Consider the following 15,114-nt stretch of genomic DNA (forward strand, 5'->3'; position numbering starts at 1 on the left):
TCTAAAAACTTGAGGGTAGTTATGGCGAATATTACGGAATCATTAAATAATATAAGAATACTGGATGAACTTGCTGAAAAGAAAACCGTGATTCATAATATACATCCACTGATGAAAGTGCTGGTAACCATTGTATACTTGATCGTTATTGTATCCTTTGATAAGTACCAAATCAGTGGATTGCTTTCTTTTATATTGTATCCTATTGTGCTAATGGCTTTAGGAGAAATTCCCTATGGATTGATTCTGAAAAGGACGCTTATAGGCCTTCCCTTTATTATTGGCGTAGGTATGTTTAATCCATTATTTGATCGTGATATTTTGGTGGTACTGCCATGGGCTCAAATTTCTGGAGGATGGATTTCTTTCTTATCACTTCTCATCAAAGGGGGATTAACAATCATAGCAGCCCTTATCCTTATAGGAACTACCGGAATGCCAAGGATCGCTGAAGCTTTCCAGATCATGAGAGTGCCGAGAATATTCATTATGCAGCTCCTTTTTACATACCGATATATATTCGTTTTGGCTGAAGAAGTAGGGCGCACAGTGAGAGGATATTCATTACGCTCGCCCAACGAAAAGGGTATTCAATTTATTCATTGGGGACCATTAACAGGACAATTGCTTTTGAGAACCTTGGAAAGGGCACAGCGTATTTACCAAGCCATGTATTGCAGAGGATTTACAGGAGAATTTGTTGGTGGTAGCCAGAAAAAAGTAGGACTCAAAGATATTTTGTATTTTATAGGATGGAGTGCGTATTTTATAATGGTGAAGTATACCAACATATCGACCCAAATAGGACGATTCGTGACAGGAGTGGTGAAATGAGTCATCATAAAATAGAGTTTAGCGATGTAAAGTATAAATATCCCGATGGGAGACAGGCATTAAAGGGAATAGATTTTGAAATAACCCATGGTGAGTCGGTGGGTATTGTAGGGGCCAATGGGGCAGGAAAGTCAACATTATTGATGCACCTTACGGGGATCTTATTTCCTAATGAAGGGGAAATCCGTGTAGGAGAGATGCCTGTAACAAAAAAAACGCTGCCTTTCATCAGACAAAAAGTTGGAATGGTATTTCAAAATCCAGATGATCAGCTATTTATGACTCAGGTATACGATGATGTTGCTTTTGGACCACGGAACTATAAGTTGAGTGAGGAAGAAGTTTCGAAACGGGTGATGAAATCTTTAGAAATCGTTGGCATTACCCATTTGAAGGATCGACCGCCCTATAAATTGTCTGGTGGAGAAAAACGTTCTGTTGCCATCGCCGCGGTTTTGGCGATGGAGCCTGATATTTTGATCATGGATGAGCCATCGGCAGCCCTGGATCCAAAGGCAAGACGGCGATTGATCCATCTGCTGAAGCAATTTACCCATACAAAGCTTATTGCTACCCATGATATGGATATGGTACTGGAACTATGCGATAGAATTATTGTTTTGAAGGATGGACGTGTGTTAGCCGATGGACCCACCATGGACATCCTGTCAAATGAAGATTTAATGGAAGAAAGCAATCTGGAAATTCCGTTGGTTTTACAGAATTGTCCAGTATGTAATGGAAAAAAATCCAATTATCTTAGCCCGTTAGGGGCACAAGTATAAGAGCTTTTCTTTAAAGGGAAATCTTTGCTCAGCCGATACATATCTAGCGATATTGTGATAAAAAAATATGAACATGAAGGGGAGAAAATATGGGCGCGAAATTAAAGGTTGAACTTTTGAGGCATACACCAGATGCCGAAAAATTGATTGCAGCAGCAGCGAAACTTTGCTATTCACCCATAGGGATCGACAAGATTGAAGATAAGCTGACGGAAGAAAGTGCCACAAAGTTTTTGAACATGCTTATGTCTATGGGTCACGAATCTCCTGTAGAGCACGTGTCCTTTACCTTTGGCATTGAGGGGGTAAGCAGAGTTTTAACACACCAATTGGTCAGACATAGGGTAGGAGCCTCCTATTCCCAGCAGTCCCAGCGATATGTGCGGCTAGAACAGTTTGAATATATTATACCGCCAGCCATAGATAGAAACCCCAAAGCCAGGGAAACCTTTATCAAGGCTATGGAAGATGATCAAAGATGTTATAACGAATTGACAGAGATTTTGATGGAAGAAAACTATCATCAATATGTAGAAGAGGGGCTTTCGGAGAAAGCAGCGAGAAGCCAGGCTGAGAAAAAATCCATTGAAGATGCAAGATATGTTTTTCCAAATGCATGTGAAACGAAAATTGTCTTTACGATGAACGCAAGGGGGTTATTCAACTTCTTTAATCTCAGATGTTGTAACAGGGCGCAATGGGAGATTCGGGAGTTAGCTACGGAAATGTTGAGGCTGGTTAGGCAAGTAGCACCTACCTTATTTAAATATTCTGGTCCAAATTGCCTCAATGAACCTTGTCCTGAAGGGAATATGACCTGTGGAAAGATAAAAGAGGTACGAGAAAGATTTGGAAATCTATAAAGGGAGTATAACTTATAGGTAGATTCTACGCAATTATGTTTGAAGGGATTGGATAAGGGGGAGATTACTATGGTATATGACAGACAGGCTGTGGAAGAGAAACGAAAGGAAAAATTGCCATACGATCATTATAAGTCTATCTTTAAGGATCGTGATCCACACCAAGTGGCTGAAAATACGGGATGTATATATAATGAAGAAATAAATGAACTCATTGTAAAAATGATGGATAGAAAGTATATTGTTAAGTATCCAACAGGGGAGATACTTAACGAAGATTATTCAGAAATAGACAATTATTCTTTAAAAACTTTGGTATTAAGATATTTGATGAATGGAAAGCCAGTGGCGCCATTCCATAAGGATATTACCTATAGAGATATTCCGGGTGGTAATGTGTATTATAGAAATTTTCACGGCAGATGTATTACAAGATTGGCAAGAACCTTTGCCAATAATCTAGAAGGTTTCGAAAAAGCATGTATGTCCATTGGAGCTGAAAAAGTACCTTTAGGAGACATGGCCTATAAATTCGAATTCGTGAACAATGTATTTGTCACCTTTGCCCTATGGAGAGGAGATGCTGAGTTTTCTGCATCAGCCCAGATCCTGTTTGATGGAAATGTTTCTTTCTACTTTGATGCAGAAGATTTGGCCTTTGTAGGAGACGTATCCATCGGAATTTTGAAACATCTTGCCGCTGAAAATAGGTAGTGGACTAATTAGAAAAGAGCATCCTTGTCGAAAGATGCTCTTTCAGATCTATAGGAATTGATTCCTAACATTGGACTCGATGGGCTGCTGTATAGATATTCATACGATTTCCCCGTGCAAAGCCAATGATGGTTATACCCAATTCATTTCCTAACTGTATTACCAGATTCGTTGGGGCAGAACGAGAAATAATCATGGGTATTTCTCTTTTGGCTGCTTTGATCAATATTTCTGAAGAAATTCTACCACTGGTAATTAGGATCTTATCATTTAGAGATGTACCTGTCCATATGGCTTCTCCTATGATTTTATCTATGGCGTTATGCCTGCCGATATCTTCATGAAATAAGTGTATTTCTTTTCCATCACTCAGACAGGCACTATGAACACCACCGGTGGCTTGAAAGAGCTCGGAAGCCTTGTTGAATCTTTTCATCAGGTCGAGTACTTCCAATGGAGAGATCTCGAAAGAACTCTTTACGATCCGACTATGAAAAGAATCAATTACATGATAGAAGGTGGTACCTTTTCCGCAGCCTGTCGTAATGGTTCTTTTTCCGGAAAGCTTTTTGATGAGCTCACTTTTTTTTCTTGTTTCTACGGCTATGATCCCTTGTGTCTCGTCTGTTTTGATCTCCAGAATATCTTCCTTTACAACTGCAAATCCTTCGGATAGAAGGAAGCCTATCGCTAAATAATTGAGAGCATTGGGAGAGCAAAGTAGTGTGATTAATTCCTCCCCATTGAGAAAGATTGTTAAAGGGTATTCTTTGATCACCGTATCCTCTATATCGGCCAATACTTCATTTTCATATCTCTTCATCCATATCTTTTCTATAGGTTCCATAAGAAACTCCTCGGTTATTCCTTTTGTTTATTTGCTCTGGCTTGTAGCAGCCTGCATATAATAATCATGTATTTCGCCATCAACGATCTTCTGAATGGATACGGCGCAGACCTTCAATTCTGGCGTTTTAGATACAGGGTCTAATACAGTGTTTGTCAGCATATTGGCAGCTCCCTCGGCAAAATGGAAAGGCATGAAAGCAACATTTTCTTTGACTCTTTCAGAAATTTTAGCTTTTACGTGAATATGACCACGGCGAGAGGAAATCACAACCATCTCTCCATCATGAATATTTAACTTTTTTCCCAGATGTGGATTGATTTCCACATAGCTTTCTGGGACAAGTTTGTTTAATCCATCAACCCTTCCGGTCATAGACCGGGTGTGATAGTGATACAACGTACGTCCTGTTGTAAGGATGAAGGGATACTCTCCATCGGGCACTTCCTTAGATCCCTCATGCTCAACAGCTGCAAACAATGCTTTTCCCCTTGAAAAGGTATCCCTGTGGAGCAATTTCGTACCGGGATGCTCTTTTGTAGGGCATGGCCATTGAATGCCTTCCCCTTCGATTCTTTTATAGTCAATGCCGCCATAGCTAGGGGTGACAGAGGCAATTTCATCCATGATTTCCTCTGAAGAATTATAGGTTTTTACATAACCCAATGAATTCATCATTTCCATCAAAATGACCCAATCGGGTTTTGAATCTCCCACTGGATTGATGGCTTTTCTAACTCTTTGAACTCTTCTTTCAGTATTGGTAAAGGTCCCATCCTTTTCTGCAAAGGATGTGGCAGGCAGGACAACATCTGCATACATTGCCGTTTCTGTCAAGAAAATATCCTGCACTAGCAAGAAGTCTGCCTTCTCTAAGGCATGTTTCACATGGGCGATATCTGGATCCGATACCACGGGATTTTCACCCATGATGTATAAAAACTTCAAATCACCATGGGCTGCATGATCTAGCATTTCGGGTGCAGTCAAACCTGGTATGCTAGGTAGTGAAGTTCCCCATACCGTTTCGAACTTTTCCAAAACTTCAGGTTTATGAACAGGCTGATATCCTGTAAAGACATTGGGCAATGCTCCCATATCACAAGCTCCCTGAACATTATTCTGACCTCGTAATGGATTCACACCAGTACCTTCCTTTCCCACATGGCCGCATAACAATGCAAGGTTGGATACCGACATAACATTTCCCACACCGGAGCTGTGTTGGGTAATACCCATACAGTAATAAATACTGCCTTTGTTGGCATTGGCATATAATCGTGCTGCTTTTTTGAGATCTTCCATATCGACACCGCATATCTCGGATACCCACTCAGGTGTATATTTCTGAACAGTTTCCTCCAATGCTAAAACGTTTTCCGTTCTTTCTAAAATAAATTCTTTATTATGTAATCCTTCTTTCAGAATAATGTGCATCAAGCCATTTACTAATGCGATATTTGTCCCAGGTTTAATTTGGAGGAACACATCGGCATCCTTTGACAAATCAATCTTTCTAGGATCCACCACAATAATCTGTGCACCTTTTCTTTTTGCCTGCCGTATTTTAGCTCCAATTACAGGATGACTTTCTGTGGTGTTTGATCCGATGATGAAAATTACATCGGACTCCAATACTTCGCTGATGCTGTTTGTCATGGCACCGCTGCCCAATGTAGCTGCAAGACCTGCAACTGTAGCTGCGTGTCAGAGGCGGGCGCAATGATCAATATTATTGGTGCCGATCACTGCTCTGAACAGCTTTTGCATCAAATAGTTTTCTTCGTTGGTACATCTCGCAGAAGCAAGGGCGCCAAAGACATCTGAGCCGTATTTTCCTTTTGTTTCAACAATTTTATCAGTGATAAGGGTATAGGCCTCATCCCAAGACGCTTCCACGAATCTACCGTCTTTCTTGATGAGCGGAGTTTTCAATCGGTCGCGATGATTTACAAACGAATAGGCGAACTTCCCTTTTACACATAACATACCTTCATTGGGTACACCATCCACAGGCTGCACGCCAACAACCCGATTGTTCTTGACCAATAGTTCCATTTGACAGCCAACACCACAATAGGAGCAGGTGGTTTTCACTTTGGAAACTTCCCATAATCTAAATTTTTCCTTGCTCTTGGGCAGCAGTGCACCGACTGGACAAGCGGAAACACAGTTACCACAAGATACACATACGGAATTTTCCAGGTCCATTTGAAAGGCAGTACCTACATAGGTAGAAAATCCCCTTTCCATTTGCTCGATGGCTCCAACACCTTGGAGTTCATGACAGACCCTGACGCATTTACCGCATAAAATACATTTGTTCTGATCCCTATAAAAGAAAGGAATGGACGCATCGATGGGAAACTGATGCTGCTTTCCTTCATAGATATTTTCTTTTATATCATACTCATAGCAATAGGTTTGAAGCTTACACTCCCCTGATTTCTCGCAAGTTAAGCAGTCAAGCGGATGGTCTGACAGCAATAATTCCAGCGTATTTTTTCTAGCTTTTATCACTTTTTCACTGTGGGTATGGATCACCATGCCTTCGGAGATCGGCGTACTACAGGCTGTAGCAAGATTTCTTAAGCCTTCGACCTCCACCACACAGATCCTGCACGCAGCATGGGGTACCAGCCTGCGGTCATAACAAAAGGTAGGAATGTCTATTCCCTTTTGGTTTGCAGCTTGAAGGATTGTTAATTCTTTATCCGCTTTGAAAGTTATACCGTTGATTGTTATATTTACCATATGAATCCCCCTTTGTTCATTAACGGTATGAAAACCGTATATATGGCTAATATACTCATTGTCCAGTACAATTCAACAAGTAATTGGAGCTATCCAATAACTTCAATTATAGCATAAAATTTAAGGTAAAACTATAAGAAATCTAAATATTCCAACGTTTCTGACAGTTATTATTTTAACAATTATATACTTGTATATACCGAAAAAGAGTGGATATTTTTTTGTACAAGCTCATAGGAATAATTGTTGCAGACTATGAATAAATTGTTTGGAAAAAATCCTTATATTGGAAGGAATCTACGATTGATTTGTGGAAGATTCTCTAAAAATATGGATAGGAGATAAGCTGATATAAATGAGAATAGGTGTGTTATCTATTTTTCATTATAAGGGGGATATCCAGCATGGATGAAAAAAAGTCTAATTATCAATTGTGCTATGAAGGGTTATGTAAAGCGTTTGCCAAATACAATCCAGGAGAAATGGCGCAGAAAAGCGGTGCTGAGTATGATGCTGAAAAGGGGTTGTTTCGTTTATGGGTTCTAGATAAAGAATATCTCATTTCGTATCCCAGTGGAGATATTACGCTGAGAGATCGAGAAAAGGAGAATGTATCCCATCAAGATGAGTCGGTATTGGAGAAGATGCTCATCCTTCGGGATACCGATGAGATGCTGTTTGAAAAGATGCTGATCCTCAGCTATTTACATAGGGCCACCAAGAGTCTGCCAGCCTACAGATGGGTATCTTATCGGGAGTTAAAGGGGGCCGGTGTATATTATGATGCCTTTGCTCGGTATGGGATAAAGCCATTGGCTGAGTTTTTTGGGGAGAAGGGAGATCTTTTTTTAAAAGCCGGTTACGAATTGGGAGCTGAGCGCGTCACCATGGGAGACATTGGGTTAAAATTTAATGTTCTGCCCAATATTCCCATCGTTTTGGTTCTCTGGTTAGGAGACGAAGAATTTAAAGCTTCCGCCAGTATCTTATTCGATTATGGAGCTACAGAAGAGATCCATGTGGAAGACCTAGCCAGTCTTGGACCTTGGTTGGTTAGACAGGTAATTAAAGCTGCAAAAAGGTAATTAAATTTCCATGATGAAATGGGCAATCACATCTGTAAAAATGCGACGTAACGATAACGGTTGGCCAGGGGTGTCCAACCCTACAAAACCACAGAAAATCATGTTTTCTGTAGGGAACGATGCCCCCATCGTTCCGAAAAGGACAGGGATTCAAAACCACGGAACGGCGAGGGCGCCGATCCCTACAAAATACTGTACCTATTGGCAGGGACGAACAGTGTTCGCCCGCAGACCAAAGATATTAACCCAATTGTTCCCTACGAGTGTGACGCAATATTTATTTATCAATATATGAAAATTAAGAGTCAGCATATAAAAATGCCGACTCTTTTTATTTTCTTAAAAGCATCTTTATATCCGTAATTCCTCTTTCATCTTTTCATACGGAAAGGGAACTGTATTTGGAAGATGATGCATATAGTCAAATAGATCTTCCAGCATTCTCTTGCCTTCTGAGCTTTTGGCTGCTTCTCTTGGCGTTTGTCCATCAAGGGCAGGAATCGGGGTGTCAATCCAATCATCATAGTAGTTGTCTAAGTAGTCCCCGATTTGTCTATCTACACCATTGCTTCTATCCGACCCTACTATATTTGTCATCATATCTTGTTTATACAAGCCATTTCTTCGCTTCATCATATCGCCCTCCATGCTAAGTTAGATAACAGTTTACCCCCTAGCGGAGATTTTATACTTTACCTTTCTTACAAAATATTCCATGGATAAAAACCAGTGAATATTTGGCATGAGAGTTGCAATGAAAAAGGAATCATACAATGAAAAGAAATTACTTTTAAATTTAAAGGAGGTTGTCAAAATGAATAAGGAAAAGAAAGGCTATAAAAAGAGGGGTTCGAAGAAGCTATATGCCATACTGGTAGCCGGCGTATTATTGCTCGGCGGCTGTTCCAGTATAAATACGAATGAAGCTGCAGACGTCAGTAAAAATGCTGATATTCCAGTGACTATGGATGGAGATTTGGTCATTGATAAAGGTCAGGTGTCTGAGAAGGTGAGTTTCTATGGTTATAAAGATGGAGATACCTATATGGAAGTAATGGCTGTTAAGGCGACAGATGGTACTGTGAGAACAGCTTTGAATACATGCCAAGTATGCTTTGATTCAGGCAGGGGCTACTATGTACAGAAGGACGATACGGTTGTATGTCAAAATTGTGGTAATGTATTTAATATCGATGATATAGAGAAAATCAAGGGTGGCTGTAATCCAGTGCCAATTATGGGGGATAACAAAACAGAAGATGCTGAAAAAATAACGATTGGGAAAAGCTTCCTAAGTGAGAATCAAGAGTATTTCAGCAACTGGGCAAAGCAATAGCTTTATTTACACATTTGAAATCAGATAAAAAATTATGGGAGCACATTTATCAAACCCCACGCTCCTGCAAAGGAAGTTTTTACTGAAATGCTACAGTGAGTGTATGATTTCCTACACCTGGCACCTTAGGATTTGCATGAAATCGCTAGAACTATTTTGACGCTATTTCTCTTTTATGGTAAATTATTACTATAAGGCTACTTGAAGAGAAAATATTGCATGGGGAGATATCATTGATTTGATACGTGGAGGATTATATGAATGTGAAGGGCGTACGATCAATTTCATTCATTCTTGCTGTCATATTGCTATTAGTTACAGCATGTGGTGATACATCTATTCCCTCTCAAAATACATCGAGCAGTGAGCATGGGAGAAAACCCCTAGGGAGAAATGAATGGGGCATGAAAATCCATGCATTAAGTCTAGATGAATTGAAGGAACCTTCTAATGATGGAGAAGGTGTTTTTATACATGGAGGCATGGCCGGGCAAGGAACCTTTTATATTGATCTGCACAATGGAAGCACCCTTCAATATGAGGGAATATTTACGAATCAGAATATTCCCGCGCCCTATACACCGCTAAAGACCACCGTAACATTTTGCGATAATACCCAAAATTCACAGGTGACTCCCTTAAAGGTAGAGGAGGAATATGGGGCCTTTGAAATTGCGAAGGTTTATGAAACCCCTCGATATTTATTGATAAGTGGTCATTTTAGAGATGGGAAATGGCGGATATTTCATGCTGTTTACTTAGTGGATATGCAAACGAAAGATATGATTTTTTTAAACGAAGTGCTAAATCGTAATTCAGTGAGAATACGGAATTGCTTCCCAGGATATGTGGAGGTAGAAGTAGAGGATATTCCAGGCTGGCAGACCATCGACCGATCTCCCCAGGACAAAGAAATCTTATTCTATCGTATCGTATTTGACGAAAAGACCGAGTCAAGGCAGACAATGACAGCAGCCAATAAGTATCACTTTCGTAAGCTTCTTGTACAATATGCTGATCAAGGGGAGCAATTGGCATGTAGTTATTGGGATTCACCAGAGGAAAAGATTGAAATAAGAAATCAAGGAGCAATAGAGACGATCATTACGTATTTGGACTCTTTCGACCTTTATAAGATCATAAAGAATAACGACGACAACTTGTACCAAGATAGAATTATGGCCTTTTATAATAAGGCTGGAGAGGAAATTCTGATCGGCAGCATAGGCAAGGATATCCTTACGATCTCCCTTGTAGACAATTTCTTTGTTAAGGAATTTCATGCATATAAGACAAACACACCAATAGATGCAGGGTACATTAAGAAACTTCTTAAGGATAAAAGATAATGACAGATATACGTAGAGCGAAAATAAGCGATTCTGAAATATTGACCAACATAGCTGTCGAATCTGAAGCCTACTGGGGTTATGACTCTGATTTCATGGAAAAATTTAAAATGATCTATAAGGTGACGGAGGATTTCATAAGTAATAACCCGACTTATGTTATTCAAGAGGAAGAAAAAATTGTTGGATTTTATGGTCTTTTAATAGATGGACATGAGAACTCTTTGGAATATTTGTTTATCGAACCAAAGAGTATAGGAAAAGGTTATGGAAAAGCTTTATGGACGCATATGATAAAAACGTGTGAAACGTTGGGCATCAGAGAACTTGTCATAGTAGCCGGTCCAGATGCTAAGGCGTTTTATACCAAAATGGGGGCAGTACCATCGGGAGAAGTAGAGTCCCTTGTCAGAAAAGGTCGTAAAGTTCCGCGATTGATTTATACATTGTAGATGGTTGCAGCAAAATGGGTTTGAGGAAGATCTGAATAATGATATTTATGACATTGTGACTATGTAATTTGGAAGAGAAAATTAGAGGTTTAAACAAAACTGGAGACAGACATACAGGCCTGTCTCTATTTTAGTTTTGATAATATTGCATTTCTTGTCATTCTGAGCACAACGAAGAACCTTAACTGCCAAAAACAGAAAGATATTCCCATTGAAAGATCCTTCCCTATCGCTCAGGATGACAAGTACGGGCGGACCTATGTGTCTTGATTTGTTTGCATATTTTTGCGAGAGTAGACCTTGAGGTTTGCACATACAAACCTCAACCTAGAATTATAACAGAGTCACATACATTAAAAACCTAAATCTTCGTTGACGATAAACACTTTCATTCGATCTTTGAGGTGTTGGCCTTCGATAACGACCAGATTATAACAAACACGATCAGTGGTTTTACAATCGACGCATTTTTTTAATTTAATACAGGGTGGGTTGAAACCAGCTCTTTTGGCATTTAAAGGAGCAGCATGGTTTCGTGCTCTGTGAATCGCCGCATCTAAGGTATCTTCAATTTTATTGGTTCCAATGACGACGATTACCTTTTCTGGACCATAGATCATAGCTGCCACACGATTGCCACTGTGGTCTATATTTACGATGTGGCCATCTTTAGAGATGGCATTGCTGCCTGTGATGTACCACTCTGCAAGAAGGGATTCTTTTTTCAAACGTTTGGATTCTTCTTTTGTTGTGGCAAAGGTTTTGTCATATACAATATTTCCTCGGGCTGAAAGAAGTTGAGAAATTTCCATGGCTTTGAGGGTTTGAGAATTTCCAATACCTATGGAAATATCAACGGGAATGAGATCAAGTATTTTTTGTTTTACTTCATTTAAACTATGAAAGTACTCGGCATCAATGTTTCTTTTTCTAAAGTTCTCAATGATCTGACTAATTTTATCCATATATCATATGCCCCCTTAAAGATAACGATCCATGATATTGTGTCATAGAGAATATATTTCGATGATATGGATAAAAATTCCTGTATTTTGGATGATGTTTCATTAAGGATAAAAAGAATGTATAAGGGAGATATTATAAAATTTTCCATCCAAATACTATTTTGGCTATTCGTGTTGATGTACAGTCTAGATTATTTGATATCTAGGGTTAATTGATTCTTTCCATATACACGTTCCCAGTCTTTGATGAATTGGTCAATACTCCAGTCTGTCAAAGGATGCTGGAGTAATCCACCATTAAGTCTGAATTTAAATTGAAAATGATTGCTTTTTCATGGATTCACTTCTATAGGATGTGATTTCTACGATGAATAATGTCAGCCTGAATCATTTTATTTAGTTTTATATATCTGCAATAAAATACTAGAATAATCTTTTAAGGTTAAAGGATTATAGACTTGCAATAGAGAAAACAGTATAACTTTGCATTTAATATTTGAAATCTTAAAATATGAATACATACGAAAGGAGTAGAAAGATGAAGACGATAAAGGAAAATAGGGAATTTTTAAAGGGTGGAGATTGGGATGCTTGGGATAGGACTGAGACAGATCAGAGGAAGAAGATTCCCATGCCTGACCTGCAAAAGCCGTACGATCAGGGAGCAACATTGATAGGGCTCATTGCGCCGGAAGATATGACGGTGGGTAGAAGATCACTGTTCGATATAATTCAGAAAAGACGAAGTCGAAGAAAATTTACAGAACAGGCCCTAAACCTGGAAGAACTGTCTTATTTGCTGTGGGCGACCCAAGGGGTGAATGAAAAAAATCAACGTTTAAGAACAGCGCCATCGGGTGGTGCAAGACATCCCTTTGAAACCTATTTATATGTTCAGCGGGTTGATGGGCTGAAGGCAGGCTTGTATAGATATCTGCCGTTAGATCATAAACTGCTGTTGTTATCCGAAGATCACAATTTTGCGGAACAAATCGCTGACGCATGCTGTGGGCAGGATTTTGCAGGGGAAGGGGCTGTAACCTTCATATGGACGACCATCCCTTATAGGACGGAATGGCGATATGATACTTTATCGCATAAAGTTATTGCCCTGGATGCAGGGCACCTCTGTCAAAACCTTTATCTTGCCTGTGAATCCATCAACTGTGGTACCTGTGCCATCGGTGCTTACGATCAAGAAAAGATAGATGCTCTGATCCATGTGGATGGCCAAGAAGAGTTCACCATCTATGTTGCCCCTGTTGGAAAGATAGAGTAGAGGGCCATTGAAAGGATAAGATGCTGTTAAAGTTCTATGTTGATCTTTTTTAATATGGGTAGTGGGTATTAGTAGAAAAATGCCACGAAGCTGTAACGGTCAGACAGGGTCTTCCGACCCTACAAAACCACAGAAAATCATGTTTTGTGTAGGGAACGATGCCCCCATCGTTCCGAAAAAGATAGGGATTCAAAACCACGGAATGGAGGGCGCCGTTCCCTACGAGATACTGTATACATTGGTAGGGGCGATTCATGAATCGCCCACAGGCTCTCTTGTTATTAGGAAAAACGAACATAAAGATGCTAACTTCTTGGGAATTTGGGTAGAATAAGAAATAGAATTTGTAGACTAAATCAGATTGTATAATGGAAGGAGGCGTTGAGATGAAGGCGATCGTAATAGAGCAGTTCGGTGGCCCAGAGGTACTAACGTTAAAGGAGACAGAGATTCCTAAGATAGAAGCGAATCAGGTGCTGATTCGAGTTGCTGCTGCCAGTGTAAACTTTGCAGATATCAAGACGAGGAAAGGTGAATACCATGCGGCAGGTAAACCTCCCGTCATTCCTGGTCTTGATGTGGCAGGTGTTGTTGAGGAGACAGGTGCGAATGTAAGAACTGTTAAGAAAGGAGATCGAGTCATTGCTTTTCCCAGTAATGGCTCTTATGCGGAGTATACGGTGGCCGATGAAAGGCTTACATTTCCTATACCAGAAGATCTAGACTTTGAGACTGCTGGGGCTAGTCCCTTGGTTACGTTTACAACCTATAATCTGTTGCATCAGGTGGCGAGGATGAGGTCGGGAGAATCTGTCCTGATCCATGTAGCGGCAGGGGGCATCGGTACCACGGCTATTCAGATGGCAAGGTTGCTAGGAGCAAAACAAATTATCGGTACTGTGGGAAGTGACGAGAAGATACAGGTTGCAAAACAGGTCGGTGCGGATCTGGTGATCAATTATCGGAAAGACAGTTTCTCCAAAGTGGTGAACGAGGTAACAGATGGAAAAGGCGTAGATGTTATTTTGGACTCTGTGGGTGGAGATAACTTCAATGAGAGCTTGGAATGTCTTGCTATGTATGGGCGCATTGTGAATTTTAATAGTTCCAGTGGTGCTGGTGGAACCGTGAATACCAAGCAGCTCCATGCCAGCTGCAGAGCTGTTCTGGGATTTAGCTTAGGCACAACACTAAAGAATCGCCCTGAAATGGTTCAGGAGACGGCAAAGCAGGTGCTGCCGCTGCTGGAACAAGGCAAGATCAAGTTGGTGATCAGTGGAACGTACCCTTTAGAAGATGCAAAGAAAGTTCATGAGCTCATCGAAAACCGGCAGACTGTGGGGAAAATCTTACTTAAGCCTTAGTGCATATTTTCTTATATATTAAAAAAAGACCAGGTTTGGTCTTTTTTTAATCTTTCTTCTGCGATGTCTCATCTGAAAGATATTTATGTTTGATAAACTGTATATATTCATCGATCTGCTTGATTGCTTCCTCTGGCAATCCGGACTTGTCTAAATTATAATAAGACTTCGTTTCAAATAGACATTTTCTTTCTATACAGGTCTCTGTATCATAAGGGGTTTTTACATCGGTTCTTCCCAGGAGGTAGTCCACCGTAACATTAAAAAAATCAGCTAACTTTGTGAGCATTACTGAATCAGGAGATCTTTTTCCTAGTTCATATTGTGAGATTGTTGATTTTGCAAGATTGAACTTTTGGCCCAATTTCTCTTGACTTAGTCCCAATGCTTTTCTAAGCTCACGGAGTCTATTCTGAAAAACAGCCATGAAAACACCTCCCTATGGGATATTATAATACACATTTTGTGAACTTTAACAAAATAATAA

17 protein-coding genes are annotated in these 15,114 nt (G+C 40.0%); 12 read left to right on the top strand and 5 right to left on the bottom strand.

Features of this window, described 5'->3' with window-relative positions; translation table 11 throughout:
* Positions 1–21 precede the first annotated feature (21 nt).
* The 4 genes from cbiQ to HNQ80_RS06170 all read left to right on the top strand — a co-directional run bounded on the left by cbiQ (position 22) and on the right by HNQ80_RS06170 (position 3,196).
* On the top strand, positions 22–834 hold the full coding sequence (gene cbiQ / locus HNQ80_RS06155; RefSeq protein WP_184309237.1) for a cobalt ECF transporter T component CbiQ: 813 nt from the start codon (positions 22–24) through the stop codon (positions 832–834).
* The gene (locus HNQ80_RS06160) at positions 831–1,619 is read left to right on the top strand and encodes an energy-coupling factor ABC transporter ATP-binding protein (RefSeq protein ID WP_184309239.1); all 789 of its coding nucleotides are present in this window, start codon (positions 831–833) and stop codon (positions 1,617–1,619) included. The genes cbiQ and HNQ80_RS06160 overlap by 4 nt, the downstream gene beginning before the upstream one ends.
* Before the next feature lie 89 nt (positions 1,620–1,708).
* Positions 1,709–2,482, top strand: coding sequence for an FAD-dependent thymidylate synthase (gene thyX / locus HNQ80_RS06165; protein ID WP_184309240.1), 774 nt, complete (start codon positions 1,709–1,711; stop codon positions 2,480–2,482).
* A gap of 69 nt (positions 2,483–2,551) precedes the next feature.
* Positions 2,552–3,196, top strand: coding sequence for a DUF3786 domain-containing protein (locus HNQ80_RS06170; RefSeq protein WP_184309242.1), 645 nt, complete (start codon positions 2,552–2,554; stop codon positions 3,194–3,196).
* Positions 3,197–3,260: 64 nt separating this feature from the next.
* Here HNQ80_RS06170 and fdhD read toward each other — a convergent pair whose 3' ends face one another.
* Positions 3,261–4,043, bottom strand: coding sequence for a formate dehydrogenase accessory sulfurtransferase FdhD (fdhD, locus tag HNQ80_RS06175; RefSeq protein WP_184309244.1), 783 nt, complete (start codon positions 4,041–4,043; stop codon positions 3,261–3,263).
* A gap of 27 nt (positions 4,044–4,070) precedes the next feature.
* Positions 4,071–6,797 (bottom strand): formate dehydrogenase subunit alpha, encoded by a 2,727-nt coding sequence (gene fdhF, locus HNQ80_RS06180; RefSeq protein ID WP_184309246.1) that lies wholly within the window; start codon positions 6,795–6,797, stop codon positions 4,071–4,073.
* A 404-nt stretch (positions 6,798–7,201) separates the two neighbouring features.
* On the opposite strand from fdhF, the gene HNQ80_RS06185 reads away from it, so the two are divergent.
* The gene (locus tag HNQ80_RS06185; protein WP_184309248.1) at positions 7,202–7,882 is read left to right on the top strand and encodes a DUF3786 domain-containing protein; all 681 of its coding nucleotides are present in this window, start codon (positions 7,202–7,204) and stop codon (positions 7,880–7,882) included.
* A gap of 10 nt (positions 7,883–7,892) precedes the next feature.
* Positions 7,893–8,177: a hypothetical protein gene (locus HNQ80_RS06190; protein WP_184309250.1), complete on the top strand. Its 285-nt coding sequence runs from the start codon at positions 7,893–7,895 to the stop codon at positions 8,175–8,177.
* Between the two features lie 56 nt (positions 8,178–8,233).
* On the opposite strand, the gene HNQ80_RS06195 is transcribed toward HNQ80_RS06190, so the two are convergent.
* Positions 8,234–8,515, bottom strand: coding sequence for an antitoxin Xre/MbcA/ParS toxin-binding domain-containing protein (locus HNQ80_RS06195; protein WP_184309251.1), 282 nt, complete (start codon positions 8,513–8,515; stop codon positions 8,234–8,236).
* 181 nt (positions 8,516–8,696) lie between these two features.
* Here HNQ80_RS06195 and HNQ80_RS06200 point away from each other — a divergent pair, with 181 nt between their 5' ends.
* The 3 genes from HNQ80_RS06200 to HNQ80_RS06210 all read left to right on the top strand — a co-directional run bounded on the left by HNQ80_RS06200 (position 8,697) and on the right by HNQ80_RS06210 (position 11,019).
* A complete protein-coding gene (locus tag HNQ80_RS06200; protein ID WP_184309253.1) occupies positions 8,697–9,218 on the top strand; it encodes a DUF2318 domain-containing protein in 522 nt (173 codons plus the stop codon).
* 257 nt (positions 9,219–9,475) lie between these two features.
* Positions 9,476–10,567 (top strand): hypothetical protein, encoded by a 1,092-nt coding sequence (locus tag HNQ80_RS06205; RefSeq protein ID WP_184309255.1) that lies wholly within the window; start codon positions 9,476–9,478, stop codon positions 10,565–10,567.
* Positions 10,567–11,019, top strand: a complete 453-nt coding sequence (locus HNQ80_RS06210; protein WP_184309257.1) for a GNAT family N-acetyltransferase — start codon at positions 10,567–10,569, stop codon at positions 11,017–11,019. The genes HNQ80_RS06205 and HNQ80_RS06210 overlap by 1 nt, the downstream gene beginning before the upstream one ends.
* Positions 11,020–11,372: 353 nt before the next feature.
* On the opposite strand, the gene HNQ80_RS06215 is transcribed toward HNQ80_RS06210, so the two are convergent.
* A complete protein-coding gene (locus HNQ80_RS06215; protein ID WP_184309259.1) occupies positions 11,373–11,984 on the bottom strand; it encodes a lactate utilization protein in 612 nt (203 codons plus the stop codon).
* A gap of 538 nt (positions 11,985–12,522) precedes the next feature.
* Here HNQ80_RS06215 and HNQ80_RS06220 point away from each other — a divergent pair.
* From HNQ80_RS06220 to HNQ80_RS06230, 3 genes are all read left to right on the top strand, one after another.
* The gene (locus HNQ80_RS06220; protein WP_184309261.1) at positions 12,523–13,263 is read left to right on the top strand and encodes a SagB/ThcOx family dehydrogenase; all 741 of its coding nucleotides are present in this window, start codon (positions 12,523–12,525) and stop codon (positions 13,261–13,263) included.
* Positions 13,264–13,402: 139 nt separating this feature from the next.
* Positions 13,403–13,597, top strand: a complete 195-nt coding sequence (locus tag HNQ80_RS06225) for a hypothetical protein (protein ID WP_207726882.1) — start codon at positions 13,403–13,405, stop codon at positions 13,595–13,597.
* Between the two features lie 52 nt (positions 13,598–13,649).
* Complete coding sequence (locus HNQ80_RS06230; RefSeq protein WP_184309265.1) at positions 13,650–14,627, top strand: quinone oxidoreductase family protein; 978 nt, start codon at positions 13,650–13,652, stop codon at positions 14,625–14,627.
* 46 nt (positions 14,628–14,673) lie between these two features.
* Here HNQ80_RS06230 and HNQ80_RS06235 read toward each other — a convergent pair whose 3' ends face one another.
* Positions 14,674–15,054, bottom strand: a complete 381-nt coding sequence (locus HNQ80_RS06235) for a helix-turn-helix domain-containing protein (RefSeq protein ID WP_184309267.1) — start codon at positions 15,052–15,054, stop codon at positions 14,674–14,676.
* Between the last annotated feature and the right edge of the window lie 60 nt (positions 15,055–15,114).

The organism is Anaerosolibacter carboniphilus (assembly GCF_014205875.1).
Lineage (GTDB): Bacteria > Bacillota > Clostridia > Peptostreptococcales > Thermotaleaceae > Anaerosolibacter > Anaerosolibacter carboniphilus.